20 protein-coding genes are annotated in these 18,786 nt (G+C 67.1%); 15 read left to right on the top strand and 5 right to left on the bottom strand.

Translation table 11 applies throughout. The annotated features are described in order from the left end of the window. The first annotated feature begins 111 nt into the window (after positions 1-111). The 6 genes from ftsY to AU197_RS11355 all read left to right on the top strand — a co-directional run bounded on the left by ftsY (position 112) and on the right by AU197_RS11355 (position 8,696). Entirely contained in the window at positions 112-1,476 is a 1,365-nt protein-coding gene (gene ftsY / locus AU197_RS11380; protein WP_197415518.1) for a signal recognition particle-docking protein FtsY, read from the top strand. 173 nt (positions 1,477-1,649) lie between these two features. Next, a complete protein-coding gene (locus AU197_RS11375) occupies positions 1,650-3,014 on the top strand; it encodes an ammonium transporter (RefSeq protein WP_064402764.1) in 1,365 nt (454 codons plus the stop codon). A gap of 33 nt (positions 3,015-3,047) precedes the next feature. Next, positions 3,048-3,386, top strand: coding sequence for a P-II family nitrogen regulator (locus AU197_RS11370; RefSeq protein ID WP_018600748.1), 339 nt, complete (start codon positions 3,048-3,050; stop codon positions 3,384-3,386). Between the two features lie 74 nt (positions 3,387-3,460). Continuing rightward, complete coding sequence (locus tag AU197_RS11365; RefSeq protein WP_064402763.1) at positions 3,461-5,962, top strand: [protein-PII] uridylyltransferase; 2,502 nt, start codon at positions 3,461-3,463, stop codon at positions 5,960-5,962. A 69-nt stretch (positions 5,963-6,031) separates the two neighbouring features. After that, on the top strand, positions 6,032-7,600 hold the full coding sequence (ffh, locus tag AU197_RS11360) for a signal recognition particle protein (protein ID WP_064402762.1): 1,569 nt from the start codon (positions 6,032-6,034) through the stop codon (positions 7,598-7,600). A 1-nt stretch (position 7,601) separates the two neighbouring features. Further along, positions 7,602-8,696: a metal-dependent hydrolase family protein gene (locus AU197_RS11355; protein WP_064402761.1), complete on the top strand. Its 1,095-nt coding sequence runs from the start codon at positions 7,602-7,604 to the stop codon at positions 8,694-8,696. Between the two features lie 170 nt (positions 8,697-8,866). On the opposite strand, the gene AU197_RS11350 is transcribed toward AU197_RS11355, so the two are convergent. Together AU197_RS11350 and AU197_RS11345 are read right to left on the bottom strand one after the other, a co-directional pair. Further along, positions 8,867-9,712, bottom strand: coding sequence for a D-alanyl-D-alanine carboxypeptidase family protein (locus AU197_RS11350; protein ID WP_064402760.1), 846 nt, complete (start codon positions 9,710-9,712; stop codon positions 8,867-8,869). Between the two features lie 73 nt (positions 9,713-9,785). Continuing rightward, the gene (locus AU197_RS11345) at positions 9,786-10,664 is read right to left on the bottom strand and encodes a D-alanyl-D-alanine carboxypeptidase family protein (protein WP_064402759.1); all 879 of its coding nucleotides are present in this window, start codon (positions 10,662-10,664) and stop codon (positions 9,786-9,788) included. 32 nt (positions 10,665-10,696) lie between these two features. Here AU197_RS11345 and AU197_RS11340 point away from each other — a divergent pair, with 32 nt between their 5' ends. After that, a complete protein-coding gene (locus tag AU197_RS11340; RefSeq protein ID WP_064402758.1) occupies positions 10,697-11,113 on the top strand; it encodes a nuclear transport factor 2 family protein in 417 nt (138 codons plus the stop codon). A 5-nt stretch (positions 11,114-11,118) separates the two neighbouring features. On the opposite strand, the gene AU197_RS11335 is transcribed toward AU197_RS11340, so the two are convergent. Beyond that, positions 11,119-11,760, bottom strand: coding sequence for a class I SAM-dependent methyltransferase (locus AU197_RS11335; protein ID WP_064402757.1), 642 nt, complete (start codon positions 11,758-11,760; stop codon positions 11,119-11,121). 276 nt (positions 11,761-12,036) lie between these two features. On the opposite strand from AU197_RS11335, the gene rpsP reads away from it, so the two are divergent. The 4 genes from rpsP to trmD are packed head-to-tail and all read left to right on the top strand — an operon-like array spanning position 12,037 to position 14,034. Further along, entirely contained in the window at positions 12,037-12,579 is a 543-nt protein-coding gene (gene rpsP / locus AU197_RS11330; protein ID WP_064402756.1) for a 30S ribosomal protein S16, read from the top strand. A gap of 8 nt (positions 12,580-12,587) precedes the next feature. After that, positions 12,588-12,830, top strand: coding sequence for an RNA-binding protein (locus tag AU197_RS11325; protein WP_003881089.1), 243 nt, complete (start codon positions 12,588-12,590; stop codon positions 12,828-12,830). 9 nt (positions 12,831-12,839) lie between these two features. Beyond that, positions 12,840-13,355 carry a ribosome maturation factor RimM gene (rimM, locus tag AU197_RS11320; protein ID WP_064402755.1) on the top strand — a complete coding sequence of 172 codons (516 nt, stop codon included), beginning with the start codon at positions 12,840-12,842 and terminating at the stop codon, positions 13,353-13,355. Between the two features lies 1 nt (position 13,356). Then, positions 13,357-14,034 (top strand): tRNA (guanosine(37)-N1)-methyltransferase TrmD, encoded by a 678-nt coding sequence (trmD, locus tag AU197_RS11315; RefSeq protein WP_064402754.1) that lies wholly within the window; start codon positions 13,357-13,359, stop codon positions 14,032-14,034. Positions 14,035-14,039: 5 nt separating this feature from the next. Here the strand turns inward: trmD and AU197_RS11310 are convergent, their stop codons facing one another. Further along, positions 14,040-14,564, bottom strand: a complete 525-nt coding sequence (locus AU197_RS11310) for a hypothetical protein (protein ID WP_064402753.1) — start codon at positions 14,562-14,564, stop codon at positions 14,040-14,042. Positions 14,565-14,641: 77 nt separating this feature from the next. Then, entirely contained in the window at positions 14,642-15,586 is a 945-nt protein-coding gene (locus tag AU197_RS11305; protein ID WP_064402752.1) for a serine hydrolase, read from the bottom strand. Between the two features lie 322 nt (positions 15,587-15,908). Between AU197_RS11305 and rplS the strand changes: the two genes are divergently transcribed. From rplS to AU197_RS11285, 4 genes are all read left to right on the top strand, one after another. Beyond that, positions 15,909-16,250 carry a 50S ribosomal protein L19 gene (gene rplS / locus AU197_RS11300; RefSeq protein ID WP_064351209.1) on the top strand — a complete coding sequence of 114 codons (342 nt, stop codon included), beginning with the start codon at positions 15,909-15,911 and terminating at the stop codon, positions 16,248-16,250. A gap of 86 nt (positions 16,251-16,336) precedes the next feature. Next, entirely contained in the window at positions 16,337-17,152 is an 816-nt protein-coding gene (gene lepB / locus AU197_RS11295; RefSeq protein ID WP_064402889.1) for a signal peptidase I, read from the top strand. Positions 17,153-17,179: 27 nt separating this feature from the next. Next, on the top strand, positions 17,180-17,911 hold the full coding sequence (locus AU197_RS11290; protein ID WP_064402751.1) for a ribonuclease HII: 732 nt from the start codon (positions 17,180-17,182) through the stop codon (positions 17,909-17,911). 55 nt (positions 17,912-17,966) lie between these two features. After that, entirely contained in the window at positions 17,967-18,272 is a 306-nt protein-coding gene (locus AU197_RS11285) for a DUF2469 domain-containing protein (protein WP_064398671.1), read from the top strand. The last annotated feature ends 514 nt before the right edge of the window (positions 18,273-18,786 follow it).

Here is an 18,786-nt window from a genome sequence, read left to right as displayed (position 1 = left end):
GTTTTGTTGCGCTGGGCGCAACGCGCGGTACACAGATCAGCGGTGAGGGGGCGTGGGGGACGTCGGCGCGACTCACCTTGAGACAATGGCGCCGTGACTGATGTTGGCTCGATGGGGTTGTGGATCGCGATCGCGGTCATCGCCGTTTTATTGATCGCCGCGCTCGTCGTCGGGCTGGTGCGGTATCGACGCCGGCGCATCCGGTTGTCGTCGACGGAGACGGCCACGCCGATCGACCGTTCCGGGGGATATACCGCGTCATCCGGGATCACGTTCTCGCAATCTGCGCCGACGGCGCCCCCCGAACGGATCGACACCACGGGCCTGCCCGCCGTCGGTGATGACGCCACGATTCCGCGCGATGCACCGAAGCGCCCGATCGCCGACGTGCAATTACCCGAGCCGCCGGTCAAGGAGCGGCAGGCGCCCGCACCTGCAGAGCCGGCGCCCGCACCTGAACCGGCAGAGCCGGCGCCCGTCGTCGACGAGCCGGCCCCCGTCGTCGAGGAGCCGGCGCCCGTCGTCGAAGAGCCCGCACCCGTCCTCGACGAGATCGCACCGACCGAAGGACGGCTCGAGCGGCTGCGCGGCAGGCTCGCCAAGTCTCAGAACACACTCGGACGCAGCATGTTGGGGCTGCTCGGCGGCGGCGACCTGGACGACGAGTCGTGGGAGGAAGTCGAAGACACGCTGCTGATCGCCGACCTCGGCCCGGTCGTGACGGAATCGGTGGTCGCCGCGCTGCGCTCCCGGATGGCCAGCAGCCGCGTGCGCAACGAGGAGGACGCCCGCGGGGTACTGCGCGAGGTCCTCATCGAGGCGCTCCAGCCCGGCCTCGACCGCTCGATCAGGGCTCTGCCGCACGCGGACAAACCCTCTGTGCTGCTGGTCGTCGGTGTGAACGGCACCGGTAAGACGACCACGGTCGGCAAGTTGGCCCGCGTCCTGGTCGCCGACGGTCGCCGGGTCGTCCTCGGGGCGGCCGACACCTTCCGCGCCGCCGCGGCCGACCAGTTGCAGTCGTGGGCGTCGCGGGTGGGCGCGCACGTGGTGCGGGGTCCTGAGGGCGCCGACCCCGCCTCGGTGGCGTTCGACGCCGTCGACGAGGGCATCAAGGACGGCGCCGACGTCATCGTCATCGACACCGCCGGGCGCCTGCACACCAAGACCGGGTTGATGGACGAGCTCGGCAAGGTCAAGCGCGTCGTCAGTCGCCGCGCCGAAGTCGACGAGGTCCTGTTGGTGCTCGACGCCACGATCGGTCAGAACGGTCTGCCACAAGCCAGGGTGTTCGCCGAGGTCGTCGACATCACCGGCGTCGTGCTGACGAAGCTCGACGGCACTGCCAAGGGCGGAATCGTCTTCCGCGTGCAGCAGGAGTTGGGCGTTCCGGTCAAACTGGTCGGACTCGGGGAGGGCGCGGACGATCTCGCCCCGTTCGAGCCGGCGGCGTTCGTCGACGCACTGCTCGGATAGCTGGCGACGATCATCGCGCCCGTCGGCCGGTGCGGTGGAAACACGAGCGTAACGCTTCTGGCGTGTCCGTTCACTTAGTGGAAACGGAACAGAATCACCGGTGAAACGCGAGCAAAAGAGTCTCTTCGGGAGGCCGATCCGATCGGCGCACTTCCCAAGGAGGTTCACACAAAGTGGTTTCAGCCTTACCCCTTGCTCTACCCGATGATGCGTTCGCGCCGTTCGGCCCCGAAGGGTTGAGTTCGGGCGACACGGCATGGGTACTCACCGCCGCGGCGCTTGTTTTGTTCATGACTCCGGGCCTGGCGTTCTTCTACGGTGGCCTGTCGCGTCAGAAGTCCGTCTTGAACATGATGATGATGTCGTTCGGGACCATGGGCGTCGTCAGCGTCATCTACGTGCTGTGGGGCTACTCGATGTCGTTCGCGTCGGCGCACACCGGCAACAGCGACATCGCGGGCATCTTCGACGACCCGTTCTCGCTGTTCGGGCTGAGCCCGCTGCTGGAGACCAAGGAAGTGGACGGAATCTCGCTCTACGTTCTCGGCGGATTCGGTTCGGTGCCCGCAATCGTGTGGGCGGGCTTCCAGCTGACCTTCGCGGTCATCACGGTCGCACTGATCAGTGGCGCGGTCGCTGAGCGCATGAAGTTCGGAACGTGGCTGGTGTTCGGCGGAATCTGGGTAACGTTGGTGTATTTCCCGCTGGCCCACATGGTTTGGGGTGGCGGCTTGCTGTCCGGGGCCGAGAACGGTATCGCGGCTAAGCTTTTCGGCGTCAGCGAGGAGGGCACCGCGAACGTATCCCCGATCGACTTCGCAGGCGGCACGGTCGTGCACATCAACGCCGGCATGGCCGCGCTGGTGCTCGCGCTGCTGCTCGGTAAGCGGACCGGCTTCGGCAAGATCGCCTATCGGCCGCACAACATTCCGTTCGTGATGCTGGGCGCCGCGATCCTGTGGTTCGGCTGGTTCGGCTTCAACGTCGGATCCGAGGGCGCCGCCGACATGCTCGCCGGCCAGGTCTGGGTCAACACCACCGCTGCGACAGCCGCCGCGATGTTGGGCTGGCTGATGGTGGAGCGACTGCGCGACGGCCACGCGACCAGTGTGGGTGCCGCCTCGGGCGTCGTGGCCGGTCTCGTGGCCATCACACCGGCCTGCGGTTCGCTGTCGCCGATCGGGTCGTTGATCCTGGGCGTCATCGCGGGTGCGCTGTCGGCCCTGGCGGTCGGCCTGAAGTACAAGTTCGGCTACGACGATTCGCTCGACGTGGTCGGTGTGCACCTGGTAGCGGGCCTGTGGGGCACGGTCGGCATCGGCTTCCTGGCGCTGGAGACGGGCCTGTTCTACGGCGGTGGTTTCCAGCAGCTCGTCGTGCAGGTGGTCATCGCCCTGGTGGCGGTTATCTTCACCGGCATCATGACCGCGATCATTGCCTTTATCGTTAAGCCGTTGGGCTGGCGCGTTACCGCGGAGGACGAGGACACCGGCATTGATGCAACCGAACATGCTGAAACCGCTTACGAGCTCGTCTGATCGGCAACAATTTCCTCGGAAGGGATCCACTAAATGAAGCTGATTACAGCGATCGTCAAGCCGTTCACACTCGAGGATGTAAAGACAGGGCTCGAGCAGACGGGCATCCTCGGGATGACCGTCAGCGAGGTTCAGGGCTACGGCCGCCAGAAAGGGCACACCGAGGTTTACCGGGGTGCTGAGTACTCCGTGGATTTCGTGCCGAAGGTACGGGTCGAGGTCGTTGTCGAGGACTCCGCGGTCGACAAGGTGGTCGATGTCATCGTGCAGGCCGCCCGAACGGGCAAGATCGGCGACGGCAAGGTGTGGGTGAGCCCGGTAGACACGGTTGTCCGGGTACGCACCGGGGAGCGCGGAGCCGACGCCCTTTGAGCCGCTGACAGAACTGACAGTTCGTCTTCGTCCGATCACACACCGTGAGCAGTTTTACAGGGGGAGAGGACGAGATGAGTGAGTTGAGACCCGAAAGTACCGACGAGCGCTCGCGCGAAGAGCAGACAGCTGCCGCCGGCGCCCCTCAAGGGGTGGCGCCGGCGGCGGCCTCGTCTCGTCCGGCCACTGACCTGTCAGCCGCCATCAAGCAGCTGTTGACAGGCGGTGCGCGCCAACTGGATTCGGCCGCACTGCGACATGCATTACAGGATCTGCACGAGTTCTGGCTGACCACCAAGGCCACCGAGATCGGCATCACGCCCACCAGCGGCTTCGCGATCGTCGCGACAGGGGGACTCGGCCGGGGCGAGTTCGTGCCGCACTCCGATCTCGATCTGATGTTGTTGCACGACAACATGCCGCACGACGTGGTCAGTCAGGTGGCGGAGTCATTGTGGTATCCGTTGTGGGATGCCAACATTCGCATCGACCACAGTGTGCGGACGGTGCCCGAGGCGATGAAGGTGGCCGGTGAGGACATCTCGGCGGGGCTGGCGATGCTCGAAGCGCGTCATATCGCCGGTGACGCGGACCTGTCCACACTGCTGATCGGGGGGGCCCGTCGGCAGTGGCGGACCGGAATCGCTTCGCGCTTCGACGAACTCGTCGAGCACACCCGGGCGCGATGGCAGCGTAGCGGGGAGATCGCGCACCGAGCCGAACCCGACCTCAAATGCGCTCGCGGTGGTCTGCGCGACGTGCAACTGCTCAATGCGCTGGCGATCGCGCAACTGGCCGACGTGTATCCCAACCACACGTCGGCGTCCCCGCTCGGATCGTTGGGGCAGGCCCACCTGGCATTGCTCAACGTGCGGACCGAACTGCACAGGGTGGCCGGTCGTGGCCGCGACCTGCTGCTGGCCCAGCACGCCGACGAGATCGGTGCGGCTCTGCACATCGGTGACCGCTTCGATCTGGCCCGGATGCTGTCCGACGCCGCCCGCACGATCAGCTTCTACGTCGACGCGGGTATCCGCACGGCAGGCAACGCGCTTCCCCGGCGTGGCTTCGCGGCATTGCGCCGACCTCCCCGCCGCCCCCTCGACGAGGGGGTCATCGAGTTCGCGGGCGAGGTCATCCTCGCGCGCGACGCCCGTCCCGAACGCGATCCCGGCCTGATCCTGCGGGTGGCCGCCGCGTCGGCGACGACGGGGTTGCCGATGGCGGCCTCGACACTGGCCCGCCTCGCCGAGACGGCCCCCGAACTCCGCACGCCGTGGCCGCGGCAGGCGCTCAAGGATCTGCTGGTGATGCTGGCCGCGGGACCGTCGGCGGTCGCCACGATCGAGGCGCTGGACCGCACCGGCCTGTGGGGGCGTCTGTTCCCGGAGTGGGGTGCGGTTCGAGACCTTCCGCCGCGCGATGTGGTGCACATCTGGACCGTCGACCGGCACCTCGTCGAAACCGTCTCGCGGGCAAGCGCTTTCACCACACGGGTGGCTCGCCCGGATCTGCTGATGCTGGGCGCGCTGTGCCACGACATCGGCAAGGGGCGCGGCGGCGATCACAGCGTCATAGGTGCGGAGCTGGCCACCCAGATAGGCACCCGGCTGGGAATGTGGCCATCGGACGTCGAGATCCTGTCGAAGGTCGTTCGCCACCACCTGCTGCTGCCGCACACCGCGACCCGCCGCGACCTTCAGGACCCCAACACGATTTCGGCGGTGGTCGAGACCCTCGACGGTGACCTCGTGCTGCTGGAGTTGCTTCACGTGCTCGCCGAAGCGGACTCGTTGGCCACCGGACCCGGAGTCTGGGGCGACTGGAAGGCCTCGCTCATCGGCGATCTCGTACACCGGTGCCGGATGGTGATGGCGGGGGAGCCACTTCCGCAACCGGACCCCATTGAGCCGCGGTATCTTTCGCTCGCCAAGCAGGTGGGTGTCCATCTCGAGCTGTCACCGGGGGACAGCCCGCAGATCTACAACGTGACGGTCATCGCGCCCGACCGTCGGGGTCTGTTGTCGAAGGCGGCGGGCGTGCTCGCGCTGAACTCGTTGCGTGTCCACTCCGCCTCGGTGAACGGTCACGAGGGCTCGGCGATCAACACATTCGTCGTCTCCCCGCATTTCGGGTCCCCACCCGCGCCTGAGGTGCTGCGCCAGCAGTTCATTCTCGCGCTCGAGGGTGAACTCGATGTGGGCGAGGCACTGGATCGCCGCGAACGCGAGGCAGCGCAGCACGGCTCGTCGCGCGCGGGCGAGGTACCCGCCGCCGTCCCCATCAACCACGTGACCGCGCCACCGCGTGTGCTGTGGTCCGAGGGTGCCCGGTCGGGCGAACTGGTCGTGCAGATCCGCAGCACCGACCGTGCGGGCCTACTGGCCAGGCTGACCGCCGTGTTCGAACGCGACGGCATCGACATCGCGTGGGCGAAGGTCACCACCATGGGCTCCTCGGTGGTCGACCTGTTCGGAATCACCGCCAGCCTGGACGTACGCGACGAAATCGAGCGCGACCTGTACGCGGTGCTGCCCGCGCCGCCGCCCCCCAAGCCGGTGTCCGAAGCGAGCTGATCACAGCCGTTTGGGCCGCGCACGCCCTGCTCGGGCGCGCCGCTGCCGGCTCCCATTAGGCTGGACGTCGTGTTTGAATCCCTGTCCGACCGGTTGACCGGGGCCCTGCAGGGCCTACGCGGCAAAGGCCGGCTGACCGACGCCGATATCGACGCGACCACCCGCGAGATCCGGCTGGCGTTGCTGGAAGCCGATGTGTCGCTGCCCGTCGTGCGCGCCTTCGTCAACCGCATCAAGGAGCGCGCCCGCGGCGCCGAGGTGTCCGGTGCGCTCAACCCGGCCCAGCAGGTCGTCAAGATCGTCAACGAGGAACTGATCGGCATCCTCGGCGGTGAGACCCGTCCGCTGGCGTTCGCCAAGACGCCGCCGACGGTGATCATGCTGGCCGGCCTGCAGGGCTCCGGTAAGACCACCCTGGCCGGCAAGCTCGCGAGATGGCTTCGTGTACAAGGGCATACGCCGCTGTTGGTGGCCTGCGACCTGCAGCGGCCCGGTGCGGTGAATCAGCTGCAGATCGTCGGCCAGCGCGCCGACGTCGCGGTGTTCGCGCCCCACCCCGGGGTGTCGGCCGACGGCGCACCGGACGCGGCGCCCGGTGATCCGGTCGCGGTCGCGGCCGCGGGCCTGGCCGAGGCCAAGGCCAAGCACTTCGACGTGGTCATCGTCGACACCGCGGGCCGCCTGGGCATCGACGATGAGCTGATGAGCCAGGCCGCCGCGATCAGGCAGGCCGTCGATCCCGACGAAGTGATCTTCGTGCTGGACGCGATGATCGGCCAGGACGCCGTGACCACCGCCGAGGCCTTCCGTGAAGGTGTCGGGTTCACCGGGGTGGTGTTGACCAAGCTCGACGGCGACGCCCGCGGTGGTGCGGCGCTCTCGGTCCGCGAGATCACCGGCGTGCCGATCCTGTTCGCCTCCAGCGGTGAGAAGCTCGAGGACTTCGACGTCTTCCACCCCGACCGGATGGCCAGCCGCATCCTCGGTATGGGCGATGTGCTGTCGCTGATCGAGCAGGCCGAGCAGGTCTTCGACGCTCAGAAGGCCGAAGAGGCCGCGGCCAAGATCGGCAGCGGCGAGCTGACGCTGGAGGACTTCCTCGAGCAGATGCTGGCGATCCGCAAGATGGGCCCGATCGGCAACCTGCTGGGCATGCTGCCCGGCGCGGGTCAGATGAAGGACGCGCTGGCCGCCGTCGACGACAAACAGCTCGACCGGTTGCAGGCGATCATCCGCGGTATGACGCCCGAGGAGCGCGCCGATCCCAAGATCATCAACGGCTCGCGCAGGCTGCGCATCGCCAACGGGTCGGGGGTCACCGTCGGCGAGGTCAACCAGCTCGTCGAGCGGTTCTTCGAGGCCCGCAAGATGATGTCGCAGATGGCCGGACAGATGGGAATGCCGTTCGGCCGTAAGAACTCTCGCAAGACCAGCAAGAACAAGAAGAAGACCGGAAAGAACAAGAAGTCAGGTCGGGGGCCGACTCCGCCGAAGGTGCGCAATCCCCTCGGCGCGGCAATGCCGGGCATGCCCGCGGGTTTTCCGGACCTGTCCGATATGCCCAAGGGTCTCGACGAGCTCCCGCCCGGGCTCGCCGACATCGATCTGTCCAAGCTGAAGTTCCCGGGCCAGAAGTAGCGTGAAACCCCCCGTTCTCCACGTCCGCGGTCGGGGTCTGCCCGACGAGCAGCCGGTGGAGTGGTGGATCGACGGTGGCGTGCTCAGCGCCGAACCGGTCAGCGGCGCGGAGACGGTCTTCGGTGCCGATGGGGACGGCGGGTGGATCCTGCCCGGGCTCGTCGACGCGCACTGCCACGTGGGTCTCGGCGACCACGGCCCGCTCGACAACCTCGACGACTGCATTCAGCAGGCCGAGATCGAACGCGATGTCGGCGCGCTGCTGCTGCGTGACGCGGGTTCACCGATCGACACCCGCAGCCTCGCCGAGCACGACGATCTACCGGAGATCATCCGGGCCGGGCGCCACCTCGCCAAGCCCAAGCGCTATCAGCGCGGGTTCGCGATCGAACTGGAGGACGAATCCGCGCTGCCCGAGGCGGTGGCCGAGCAGGCGCGGTTCGGCGACGGGTGGGTCAAGCTCGTCGGCGACTGGATCGACCGCGAGGTCGGCGATCTGGCGCCGTTGTGGTCCGACGACGTGCTCAAGGCCGCGATCGACGCCGCGCATGACAACGGCGCCCGCGTCACCGCGCACGTCTTCAGTGAGGACGCGCTGCCCGGGCTGATCAAGGCCGGGATCGACTGCATCGAGCACGGGACCGGCCTGACCGACGACACCATCGACCTGATGGTCGAGTACGGCACCGCGCTGGTTCCGACGCTGATCAACATCGCCAACTTTCCCGGCATCGCCGACGGGGCCGAGAAATACCCGAAGTACGCCAAGCACATGCGGGACCTGCACGAGAAGTGCTATCCGCGCATCGCCGCCGCCAGGGAGGCCGGGGTGCCGATCTATGCGGGCACCGATGCGGGCAGCATGGTCGCGCACGGCCGCATCGCCGACGAGATCGACGCCTTCACGCGCATCGGGATGACGCCGACCGAAGCCCTCGGTGCGGCGTGCTGGACCGCCCGCGAGTGGCTCGGCCGGCCGGGCATGGTGCACGGCGCACCCGCCGACCTGGTGTGTTACGCCGACGATCCGCGCACCGGGCCGGCCGTCCTCAACCGCCCGGATCTGGTGATCCTGCGCGGCCGCATCTTCGGCTGAGCTCGCCCTCCCCGGCACGCGCCCCCTCCTGGCACCGCGAGCGTGCGTGTCTGCCCACGACACTCCGAGTGAATAACTGCAACTGCGCACGCTCGTCGCGCACGGCAGTGCATGTAGCGCTGAGAAATTGCGGCGTGTCGTGGGCAGACACGCACGCTCGCGCAACGTAGTTAGGGCTGGGTGAAGCCCCAGTCGAACAATTGGATCGCCTGACCGTAGAGGTCTCCGTTGCCGTACAGCTGCGCGACCACCAGCCGACGGTTGCCACGTTGGGCGGCCGCGGCGAACGTGTCGCGGGCCAGGTTGGTGTAGCCGGTCTTGCCGACGAGGGTGCCCGGATACCGCGTGAGCAACTGATTCTGGTTGCTGATGGTCTTGGGCCCGTTGTCGGTCGGAAACAACGACGACGGCTGACGCACGATCGCGGCGAACGCCGGATAGCGCAGCGCATGACGATAGATCTGCGCGAGGTCGCTGGCCGTGGTGAACGATTCCATGCCGGGACCGTCCAGCCCCGACGGCGACGACGCCCGTGTGCTGCGCGCGCCCAGGGACTGCGCCTTGGCGTTCATCTTCGCCACCGCGACGCGGTACCCGCCGAGGCCGTCGGCGAGAACGTTGGCGGCATCGTTGCCCGAGACCAGCATCAGCCCGTCGAGTAGTTGGCGCACCGTGTAGGCACGCCCGGCTTTCACTCCGGCGCAAGAGCATTCGACATCGGCGGCCGCCGGCCTGGCCGCGATCACCGCGTTGAGCGGCAGGTGGTCCAGTACCACCATCGCGAGCAGCGCCTTGATGGTACTTGCGGGGGCATGCGGCTCATAGGGATTGCGCGAGGCCAGGATTCGGCCCGAGTCGACATCAGCGAGCACCCAGGCCTGCGCCGGCCCGTCGGGCAGCGCGACAGCGCCCGACGGTTCGCCTCGCGGTTGGGCCGGTGCGGGCGCCGCGACGCCGATGGCCAGGCTCATTGCGCAAGTCAGCGCGACGGCCAACGCAGCCGACATGCATCGCATGCTCGCCGAGAGTATCGGCGGGATTCGGTGTCGCGGTCTCGGATGCGTTGCGATTGCGCAACTTAACCGGTGATCACAGCGTGCCGATACCGGCCCCGGGACTCAGCGCGAAACCCCAGTCGAACAAGCTCGACGCCTGATCCCAGTACGTCGGCTGACCGGGCTTGTCCATGCCGTACATCAGCGCGACGACCAGCCGGCGCCCGTCGCGCTGTGCGGCGCCGACGAACGTCTTCTGCGCCCGGTCGGTGAACCCGGTCTTCCCGCCGAGCATGCCCGGGTAGCGCTTGAGCAGTTCGTCCTGGTTGACCAGGACCTTGTCGCCGTTCTCGGTGGGGAAGACGGCCGTCGGCGCGGCGGTGATCGCGGCGAACACCGGGTTCGCCATCGCGGCGCGGAAGATGACCGCCAGGTCATGCGGGGACGACCACATGTCGATGCCGGGCCCGTCGAGACCCGACGGCGACGCCGCGTTGGTGCCGTGGGCGCCGAGCAGGGCGGCCTTGGCGTTCATCTTCGTCACGGCGACGTCGTAACCACCGAGCATGGTGGCCAACGTGTTGGCCGCGTCGTTGCCCGACACCAGCAGAATCGCCTCCAGCAGTTGCCGTGTCGTGTACACCATGCCGGGCGTGACGCCCGCACAGTTGCATTCCACCCGGGTGTCGGCCTCGGTCGCGACAACCGTGGCGTCGAGCGGCAGTTCGTCGAGCGCCGTCAGCGCCAGCAGCACCTTGATCGTGCTGGCCGGCGCGTACTGGCCGTATTCGTCGCGCGCGGCCAGCACCGCACCGGTGTCCATATCGGCGAGCACCCATGCTCGAGCCGGACCCTCCGGTATCGGAACCGAACCCGACGGTTGACTGACGCCCACGGGCGTCGCGGTGGCGATGGAGGTCCCGAAGGCCACCAGGCACAACACAGTGGTCAGGCACATCACGAGCTTCCGCATGGGCAGGCAGCCTAGTCGTGTTCAATCGACGCATGTTGAGCCTCGAGGAGATTTCCGACCGCTTCGAAATACAGCAGCTGTTGATCGACTACTCAACCGCCATCGACCAGAAGCGGTTCGACGACCTCGACCGGGTTTTCACATCGGACGCCTACATCGACTACCGCGTGACCGGCGGTATCGACGGCCGCTTCCCGCAGGTCAAGGCGTGGCTCAAGGATGTGCTGCCGAACTTCCCGGCGTACTACCACATGCTGGGCAACGTCGACATCCGCATCGCCGGCGATACCGGCTCGTCCCGTGCCATCTGTTTCAACCCGATGGTGATGGGCGGCGAGGGCCAGATCTACTTCGTCGGGATCTGGTACGTCGACGAGTTCGTGCGCACCGCCGACGGCTGGCGCATGAGCAAGCGGGTCGAGGAGAAGTGCTTCGACAAACTCCTCTAAAGCGCTCAGTGCGGGCGTTTCCCGACGAGCAGGTGACGCGGTATCGGCTTGTCGGGCATGGAGCGGTGGTCGACCTCGAGCCCGGCCTCGGACAGCGCCGAGGCGATCTCGCCGACCGGACGCAAGGTGAACCCGTGCCGCGTGAACGGCGCCTGCGCCATGACGTCGGGATCGCCGACCCCTACGACGACGCGGCCGCCCGGGCGGACGACCCGCGCGAGCTCGGCGCACGCGGCGGGCAGATCGGCCACGAAGTAGACCGTGTTGACGGTGATGACCGCGTCGCAGGTGGCGTCGTCGAGCGGAAGGTCCGTCAGGGACCCCCGGTGCAACCGCAGTCGGCCCGAGCGCACGTCACGGGCGAAGCCGAGTCTGGCGCGACGCAGCATGCCGTCGGCGATCTCGACGCCGTGCACCGTTCCCGCGCCCTCCCCGCGGTCCAGCAACATTCGCAGGCCGATACCCCCGCCGAACCCGACATCGGCGACGACGGCACCTGGTGCTGCCTCGGTCGCATCGACGACGGCCGCGATGGCGCGTTCGTTGCCGCGATTGAGCGCCCGGGCCACCAACCATCCCAGCGGTCCGTGCGGGCGCCCCAGTTGACCGGCAACCACGGCCATCAGCCGCTGGCGTATCGATGTCATGGGTCGAGCATGCCTGCCGCGCCCGCGCACCCGCATGACGGGTTTGATCGCTCTCACCTGGTGCCTGCGGTCCACCCCGGAATCACCTGCGCGGATTTTTGCCGGTCGCGGCTGTTCTGGCACAATGGGCGGCTGTCTACCGCAGGACCCGCTCCGGGCGATCTTTTCGCCGGGCGCTTCCGCGGCGGTCACACGCGCAAGGCAAAACCGGGCCGAGGCAACCCGCTTCGATCGCTGAATTGCCAGCGTGGCAATCACAGGAGAAGACGTAGGACCATGGCTGTAAAGATCAAGCTCGCGCGGCTCGGCAAGATCCGCAACCCCCAGTACCGCATCGCCGTCGCCGACGCGCGCACCCGCCGCCAGGGCCGGGCCATCGAGGTGATCGGCCGCTACCACCCGAAGGAAGACCCCAGCCTCATCGAGATCGACTCGGAGCGGGCCCAGTACTGGCTCAGCGTCGGCGCCCAGCCGACCGAGCCCGTGCTCGCGCTGCTGAAGATCACCGGCGACTGGCAGAAGTTCAAAGGTCTGCCCGGCGCGGAGGGCACGCTGAAGGTCAAGGAGCCCAAGCCCAGCAAGCTGGATCTGTTCAACGCCGCGCTTGCCGAGGCCGAGGGCGGCCCGAGCACCGAGGCCACGCAGCCCAAGAAGAAGAAGGCGCCCGCAGCCAAGAAGGCCGCCGACAAGGCGTCCGACGAGTCGGAGCAGAAGGCGGCCGAGGCCGAGGCTCAGGCCGATCCCGCGCCCGCCAAGGACCAGTCCGAGCCCGCGGCCGAGGGTGAGGACGCCACCGTCTCCGGCGCCACTGAAAGCTGAGCCAGGCCGTGAGCTCTGTCGTCGTCGACGCGGTCGAACACCTGGTGCGCGGGATCGTCGACAACCCGGACGACGTCCGCGTCGACATGGTGACCAGCCGGCGCGGACGTACCGTCGAGGTTCACGTCCACCCGGATGACCTGGGCAAGGTGATCGGACGCGGTGGGCGCACCGCGACCGCGCTGCGCACGCTGGTTGCCGGGATCGGCGGTCGCGGTATCCGCGTCGACGTGGTGGACACCGACCAGTAATCGGTCAGCATGGACCTCGTGGTCGGGCGGGTCGTCAAAGCGCACGGCATCACCGGTGAAGTGGTGGTGGACGTCCGCACCGACGACCCCGACGCGCGGTTCGCGGCCGGGGCGTCGCTGCGCGGGCGCCCGGCCAAGGGCGGTGCCGAGCACGAGTACACGATCGAATCGGTGCGTCAACACGGTGGCCGCCTGCTGGTCCGGTTCGACGGCATCGACGACCGCGACGCGGCCGACTCGCTGCGCGGCATCCTGTTCCTCGTCGATTCGCAGGAACTGCCGCCGATCGAGGATCCCGACGAGTACTACGACCATCAGCTCGAGGGCCTGCGGGTGCGCACGACCGACGGCGTGGACGTCGGCACTGTCACCGAGGTGCTGCACACGGCCGCCGGTGAGTTGCTCGCGGTCCGCGGGGACGAACGCGAGGTTCTGGTGCCGTTCGTCAGCGCGATCGTGACGTCGGTGTCCTTGGCCGACGAGGTCATCGAAATCGACCCGCCGGAAGGCCTACTGGAGATCTGACATGCGAATAGATGTCGTGTCGATCTTCCCGGCCTACCTCGAACCATTACGACAGTCGTTGCCCGGCAAGGCGATTGAGTCCGGTATCGTCGCGCTCGAGGTGCACGACCTGCGGCGCTGGACGCACGACGTGCACCGCTCGGTCGACGACGCACCCTACGGCGGGGGGCCGGGCATGGTGATGAAGGCGCCGGTGTGGGGTGAGGCGCTCGACGAGATCTGCTCAGAGGAAACACTTCTCGTGGTGCCGACGCCTGCGGGACGGCTGTTCCGGCAGGCCGATGCGCAGGCCTGGGCAGCCGAGAAACACCTGGTGTTCGCGTGTGGACGCTACGAGGGAATCGATCAGCGCGTCGTCGAGGACGCGACCCGTCGCATGCGTGTCGAGGAGGTGTCGATCGGTGACTACGTGCTGCCCGGCGGCGAGTCGGCGGCGCTGGTGATGATCGAGGCCGTCGTGCGGTTGCTGCCCGACGTACTCGGCAATCCGGAGTCACATCAACAGGATTCGCATTCCGAAGGTCTGCTCGAGGGGCCGAGCTACACTCGGCCACCCAGTTGGCGAGGTCTGGACGTGCCCGAGGTCCTGCTCTCCGGCGACCACGCCAAGGTCGCCGCCTGGCGTCGCGAGCAAGGGCTCAAGCGCACCCGCGAGCGTCGACCCGACCTGCTCGACTGAGCGCCTCAGGTGACGACTTCGACGACCCCGTTCAGATCCATGATGCCCAGTTCGACGACGAGGGCGGGCTGACGCCTGCCGGCCTCGTCCCGGAATGCCCGTAAGGCCCCCGACAGCATCTCGGTCTCGTACGCCCTGTCGGTCAGCACCCGGTCGCCGTAGGCCACTGCCGCCGCGCCGCAGTCGCGGTGTGCCATCCCGATCAACCGCGTCAGCCAGTGCAGGTCCACCGAGATCGCGAGGTTCTCCCAGAACGTTTCGTGCCAGCCGGCGAACGCCGGGGCCACCGCGCCGACCGGCCCGCCGGCGAAGGCGAACTGGCTGTAGTTGTTCTGCCATCCGCGGCCGGACATGTACTTCCACGTTTCGGTGGTGAACCGAGGGTCGATGCATTTCATCAACATCGCCTCATAGCCCTGGTCGAGTTGGCCCGCCGCTTGCGGCGCAGTGGCCATGGCGGCGGCGCCCAGCCCGAGCGCACCCAGCGCGGCCCGGCGCGAGATGGTCGGCAGCTGTTCAGTCGGAGTCATCAACGCAGCGTGCCTGATTGAACGCGTCCGAACTGCCTTTTCGCGGTTCTGGACCCGACGGCTTGCTACACGCAAAGCTAGATGCGGCCGCCGGGGAACATCGTCTTGACCGCCTGTGTGATCGTGTCGCGGGCGGTCACGTCGTCGGCGGCCTGCATCGATGCGATCGCCATGACGAATCGACGGTCCGCGCCGATCGCCCCGGTGGACCAGTGCACCCAGTTGCCGCCGTTCCAACAGCAGAACCAGCCCTGCTTGACCGCCACCCGTTCCTCGTAGAGGCCGTCGGGAATCCCGAACCGCTGGGGATAGACACCGCCGGGCGCCGTGCCGTCGGGCGCCGTCGGCGTCGACCTGGCCAGGTTCGACATGATGACGCCGGCCTTGTCCGACGGTAAGCCGCCGCCGCCCGACAGCAGCTCCGAGTAGTACCGCACCAGGTCGCCGGTGGTGCTCAAGGTGTTGAACCAGCGGCCGTTGTACGGCGTGCTGGTCGCGCCCAGGCCGTATCGCGCGGTGACCCGCGAAACGATCTCGCTGCCGCCACCGCGATTCCAGAAGACCTCGGCCGCGCTGTCATCGGATGACCGCAACATCGCTTCGAACGCCTCGCGGTCCTCCCGCGAGAGCGTGGCCTTGCCCTGCGATTCCTGCAGCAGCAGGTCGTCGGCGATGAACAGCTTGACCACCGACGCGATCGGCATCGCTTCGTTGTTGCCGTTGGACACGAGGTATCCGGTATTGCGGTCGAGCACCGCGATGGAGAGGTCGGCGCCGGCCTCGGCGGCCTGTTCGGTGGCCTGGCGCGTACGGGCGTCGAGCCCGCCGAAGGAGGCGGCGGGTTCGTCGGGTGGGGCCTCGGGCAGCGGTGCGAGGCCACCCTGCGGCGCGACGACGGTCAGATGCGGACCGGCCGGATGTGGTGGCTTGCCGTGCACCTTGGCTTCACAGCCGGCGACGACCACGATCGCAGCGGCGATGAATGCGATCGTCTTGACCAGCGGAGACGGCCGCCGTCGCATGACCCTCCTCGAGTGGCCCATATCGAGATACCTGGGCCCGCCGCGCTGCTTCAGCCCTGGTGTCAAGGCTAGCGGCTGGATACCACGACCGCCCGCCTGGATAACCTCGGGAACCGTGGCGAAACCCTTCGGGTGCGATTTCGCCGGATCAGGTCTCGTCTGGCACAATTGAGCAGTTGTCTGTGCAGGACCCGGGAACGGACAGGTCCGCCCGCTGCGAGATACACCCCGATTCGCCCGATCAGATCGGCTCGGCAGGCCATGTCACGGCATCCACGTGACAGCAGGGCCCGCAGCCGCCAACCGCAAGGAAGTGTCACCGATGAACACGCTGGACTTCGTCGATCAGACATCACTGCGCGACGACATCCCGGACTTCGGTCCCGGCGACACCGTCAACGTGCACGTCAAGGTCATCGAGGGCTCCAAGGAGCGCATCCAGGTCTTCAAGGGTGTGGTCCTGCGTCGCCAGGGTGGCGGTGTCCGCGAGACCTTCACCGTGCGCAAGGAGAGCTACGGCGTCGGCGTCGAGCGGACCTTCCCGGTGCATTCGCCCAACATCGACCACATCGACGTCGTGACCCGCGGTGACGTACGTCGCGCCAAGCTGTACTACCTGCGCGAGCTGCGCGGCAAGAAAGCCAAGATCAAGGAAAAGCGCTGACCTCCGGGTCGGCCATCGGCGCCGGAGCTTGATCCTTGGAGCGCGAGCAGCGCGGGGCCGAGCACGGCGCTGGCTACCCTGATGCGGTGACCGGTTCCCCAGAGTCCGCCGAATCATCAGCCGAGCACCAACCCGAGACCGCGACGCCGGACGGCGAGACGGAAAAGCCCAAGAAAAAGGGTGGGGCGCTCCGGGAATTCGCGATTCTCATCACGATCGCGCTCGTCATCTACTACGTGGTGTTGACGTTCGTCGCCCGGCCGTATCTGATTCCGTCGGAGTCGATGGAACCGACCCTGCACGGCTGCCCGGGCTGCACCGGCGACCGGATCATGGTCGACAAGGTGAGTTACCGGTTCTCGTCGCCCGAGCCCGGCGACGTCGTCGTGTTCAAGGGCCCGCCGAACTGGAACATCAACTACCGGTCGATCCGCTCGGAAAACACCGCGATCCGCTGGGCGCAGAACGCGCTCTCGGTCATCGGGTTCGTCCCGCCCGACGAGAACGATCTCGTCAAGCGGATCATCGCGGTGGGCGGCCAGACCGTGGAATGTCGCGCGACGACCGGGTTGACCGTCGACGGTAAGCGGCTCGACGAGCCGTACCTGGACCCCGACACCATGCGGGCCGACCCCGCCGTCTACCCCTGCCTGGGGAATGAGTTCGGGCCGGTTGAGGTGCCCGAAGGCCGGTTGTGGGTGATGGGGGACAACCGCACCCACTCGGCTGATTCCCGCGCGCACTGCACCAACACCCCGGTCGACGCTCAGAAGGGTCTGCTGTGCACGGGCGATCCGATGGCGGGCACCGTCCCGGTGGACAATGTGATCGGAAAGGCGCGGTTCATCGCGTGGCCCCCTTCCCGCTGGGGTGGCGTGGGCAGCGTGAACCCGCAGACGTAACGCCAGACGCAACTAGGAGAGCTGTTCTTGCCGGCGACATGGCCTCCGCGCACTGTGATCCGGAAGTCCTCGGGGCTGCGCACTCTGGAATCTGCGCTCTATCGCAGTGGTCTCGGACCGGTGGCCGGCGTCGATGAGGTCGGCCGTGGTGCGTGTGCTGGGCCCCTTGTCGTCGCGGCCTGTGTCCTCGGCCCGAATCGGTTGGAAAGCCTCTCGGCGCTCGACGACTCGAAGAAGCTCAACGAAAAGGAGCGTGAGCGCCTTTTCCCTTTGATTCGGCGCTACGCCCTTGCCTACCACGTGGTGTTCATCCCCTCGCATGAGGTCGATCGGCGCGGCGTGCACGTGGCCAACATCGAGGGCATGCGCCGCGCGGTCGCGGGCCTGTCCGTGCGACCCGGCTATGTGTTGTCCGACGGTTTCCGCGTGCCCGGCCTGCCGGCGCCATCGCTTCCGGTGGTCGGTGGTGATGCGGCAGCGGCGTGCATCGCGGCGGCCAGCGTGCTGGCCAAGGTCAGCCGTGACCGCTTGATGGTGAAGATGGAGGCCGAACACCCCGGTTACGGTTTCGCCCTCCACAAGGGCTACAGCACGCCCGCGCACAGCGCGGCGCTTGCCGAGCTGGGGCCCTGTAGTCAGCACCGGCACTCGTTCATCAACGTCCGTCGGGTGGCCACGAAAGCAGGAATCAGGGTGGTGACCGAACTGGTGGACTCCTGCCAGGTGGGTCCACCGGATCAATGTGACGAAGCGGGGTAGGGGACAATGGGAGCCAACAAGGGGGCAGCGAGCAAGATGAAGGACAGCTGAGCCGATGAGTGCCGAAGATCTCGAGAAATATGAAACCGAGATGGAGCTCTCGCTCTACCGCGAATACAAGGACATCGTCGGCCAATTCAGTTACGTGGTGGAAACCGAGCGAAGGTTCTACCTGGCCAACAGCGTCGAACTGGTACCCCGCAACTCCGACGGCGAGGTCTACTTCGAGCTGCGGTTGGCCGACGCCTGGGTATGGGACATGTACCGGCCGGCCCGCTTCGTCAAACAGGTACGGGTGATCACCTTCAAAGACGTCAATATCGAAGAGGTGGAAAAGCCCGAATTGCGGCTCCCGGAGTAGCCGAACCTGCCGATCGCCCAGCCCGCGCAGCGCCATTGAAGCTTGCGCCGCTAAGTCCCCCGAACGCCAACACTATTGGCCGTAACGAAAACCCCGCCGGCTCTCCAAGACCGACCGTCTCTATTCTCACAAAAATTGCCAATTGGCTTCGTCGGGGGGCCGTCGCACGGCACCATTGGGTGGCGCCGACGACGACGCGGTGGTTTCCGTCGACTTGGGGTTGCGCTGAACATCGCCTGTGATGGGCCTAATCATTGTTCCGTAATTCCCTGGTTGCCGACACAGATGACACGCTGGCCGGATAAGTCACGGGCGTGAGACAGACAACCGCGAAGTGTCCCATTTTTACTGGTTGAACTGCGCTGAACTGTGTGAGATTCTTGGACAGCAAACAATTGTTACCCTTCTAACTGTCTGAAAGAGGATTCCGCGACCAGAGAATTTCCACGTGGTAACGGGAGCGAGTGACCCAAAGATATGTTCCGGCGTAAAGTCCTGCACCGTCCTGGATCGC

It is taken from the genome of Mycobacterium sp. IS-1590 (assembly GCF_001500025.1).
In the GTDB taxonomy this organism is placed as follows: Bacteria; Actinomycetota; Actinomycetes; order Mycobacteriales; family Mycobacteriaceae; genus Mycobacterium.
This window is presented reverse-complemented; position numbering and strand designations above follow the sequence as displayed.

Excerpts from the sequence above, each read along its gene's own strand:
- AU197_RS11365 (WP_064402763.1), top strand. The coding sequence starts at position 3,461 with ATGAGTGAGTTGAGACCCGAAAGTACCGACGAGCGCTCGCGCGAAGAG.
- AU197_RS11340 (WP_064402758.1), top strand. The coding sequence starts at position 10,697 with ATGTTGAGCCTCGAGGAGATTTCCGACCGCTTCGAAATACAGCAGCTG.
- ftsY (WP_197415518.1), top strand. The coding sequence starts at position 112 with ATGGGGTTGTGGATCGCGATCGCGGTCATCGCCGTTTTATTGATCGCC.
- rimM (WP_064402755.1), top strand. The coding sequence starts at position 12,840 with ATGGACCTCGTGGTCGGGCGGGTCGTCAAAGCGCACGGCATCACCGGT.
- AU197_RS11335 (WP_064402757.1), bottom strand. The coding sequence starts at position 11,760 with ATGACATCGATACGCCAGCGGCTGATGGCCGTGGTTGCCGGTCAACTG.
- AU197_RS11285 (WP_064398671.1), top strand. The coding sequence starts at position 17,967 with ATGAGTGCCGAAGATCTCGAGAAATATGAAACCGAGATGGAGCTCTCG.
- AU197_RS11305 (WP_064402752.1), bottom strand. The coding sequence starts at position 15,586 with ATGCGACGGCGGCCGTCTCCGCTGGTCAAGACGATCGCATTCATCGCC.
- trmD (WP_064402754.1), top strand. The coding sequence starts at position 13,357 with ATGCGAATAGATGTCGTGTCGATCTTCCCGGCCTACCTCGAACCATTA.
- rpsP (WP_064402756.1), top strand. The coding sequence starts at position 12,037 with ATGGCTGTAAAGATCAAGCTCGCGCGGCTCGGCAAGATCCGCAACCCC.
- AU197_RS11370 (WP_018600748.1), top strand. The coding sequence starts at position 3,048 with ATGAAGCTGATTACAGCGATCGTCAAGCCGTTCACACTCGAGGATGTA.
- rplS (WP_064351209.1), top strand. The coding sequence starts at position 15,909 with ATGAACACGCTGGACTTCGTCGATCAGACATCACTGCGCGACGACATC.
- AU197_RS11345 (WP_064402759.1), bottom strand. The coding sequence starts at position 10,664 with ATGCGGAAGCTCGTGATGTGCCTGACCACTGTGTTGTGCCTGGTGGCC.
- AU197_RS11310 (WP_064402753.1), bottom strand. The coding sequence starts at position 14,564 with ATGACTCCGACTGAACAGCTGCCGACCATCTCGCGCCGGGCCGCGCTG.
- AU197_RS11350 (WP_064402760.1), bottom strand. The coding sequence starts at position 9,712 with ATGCGATGCATGTCGGCTGCGTTGGCCGTCGCGCTGACTTGCGCAATG.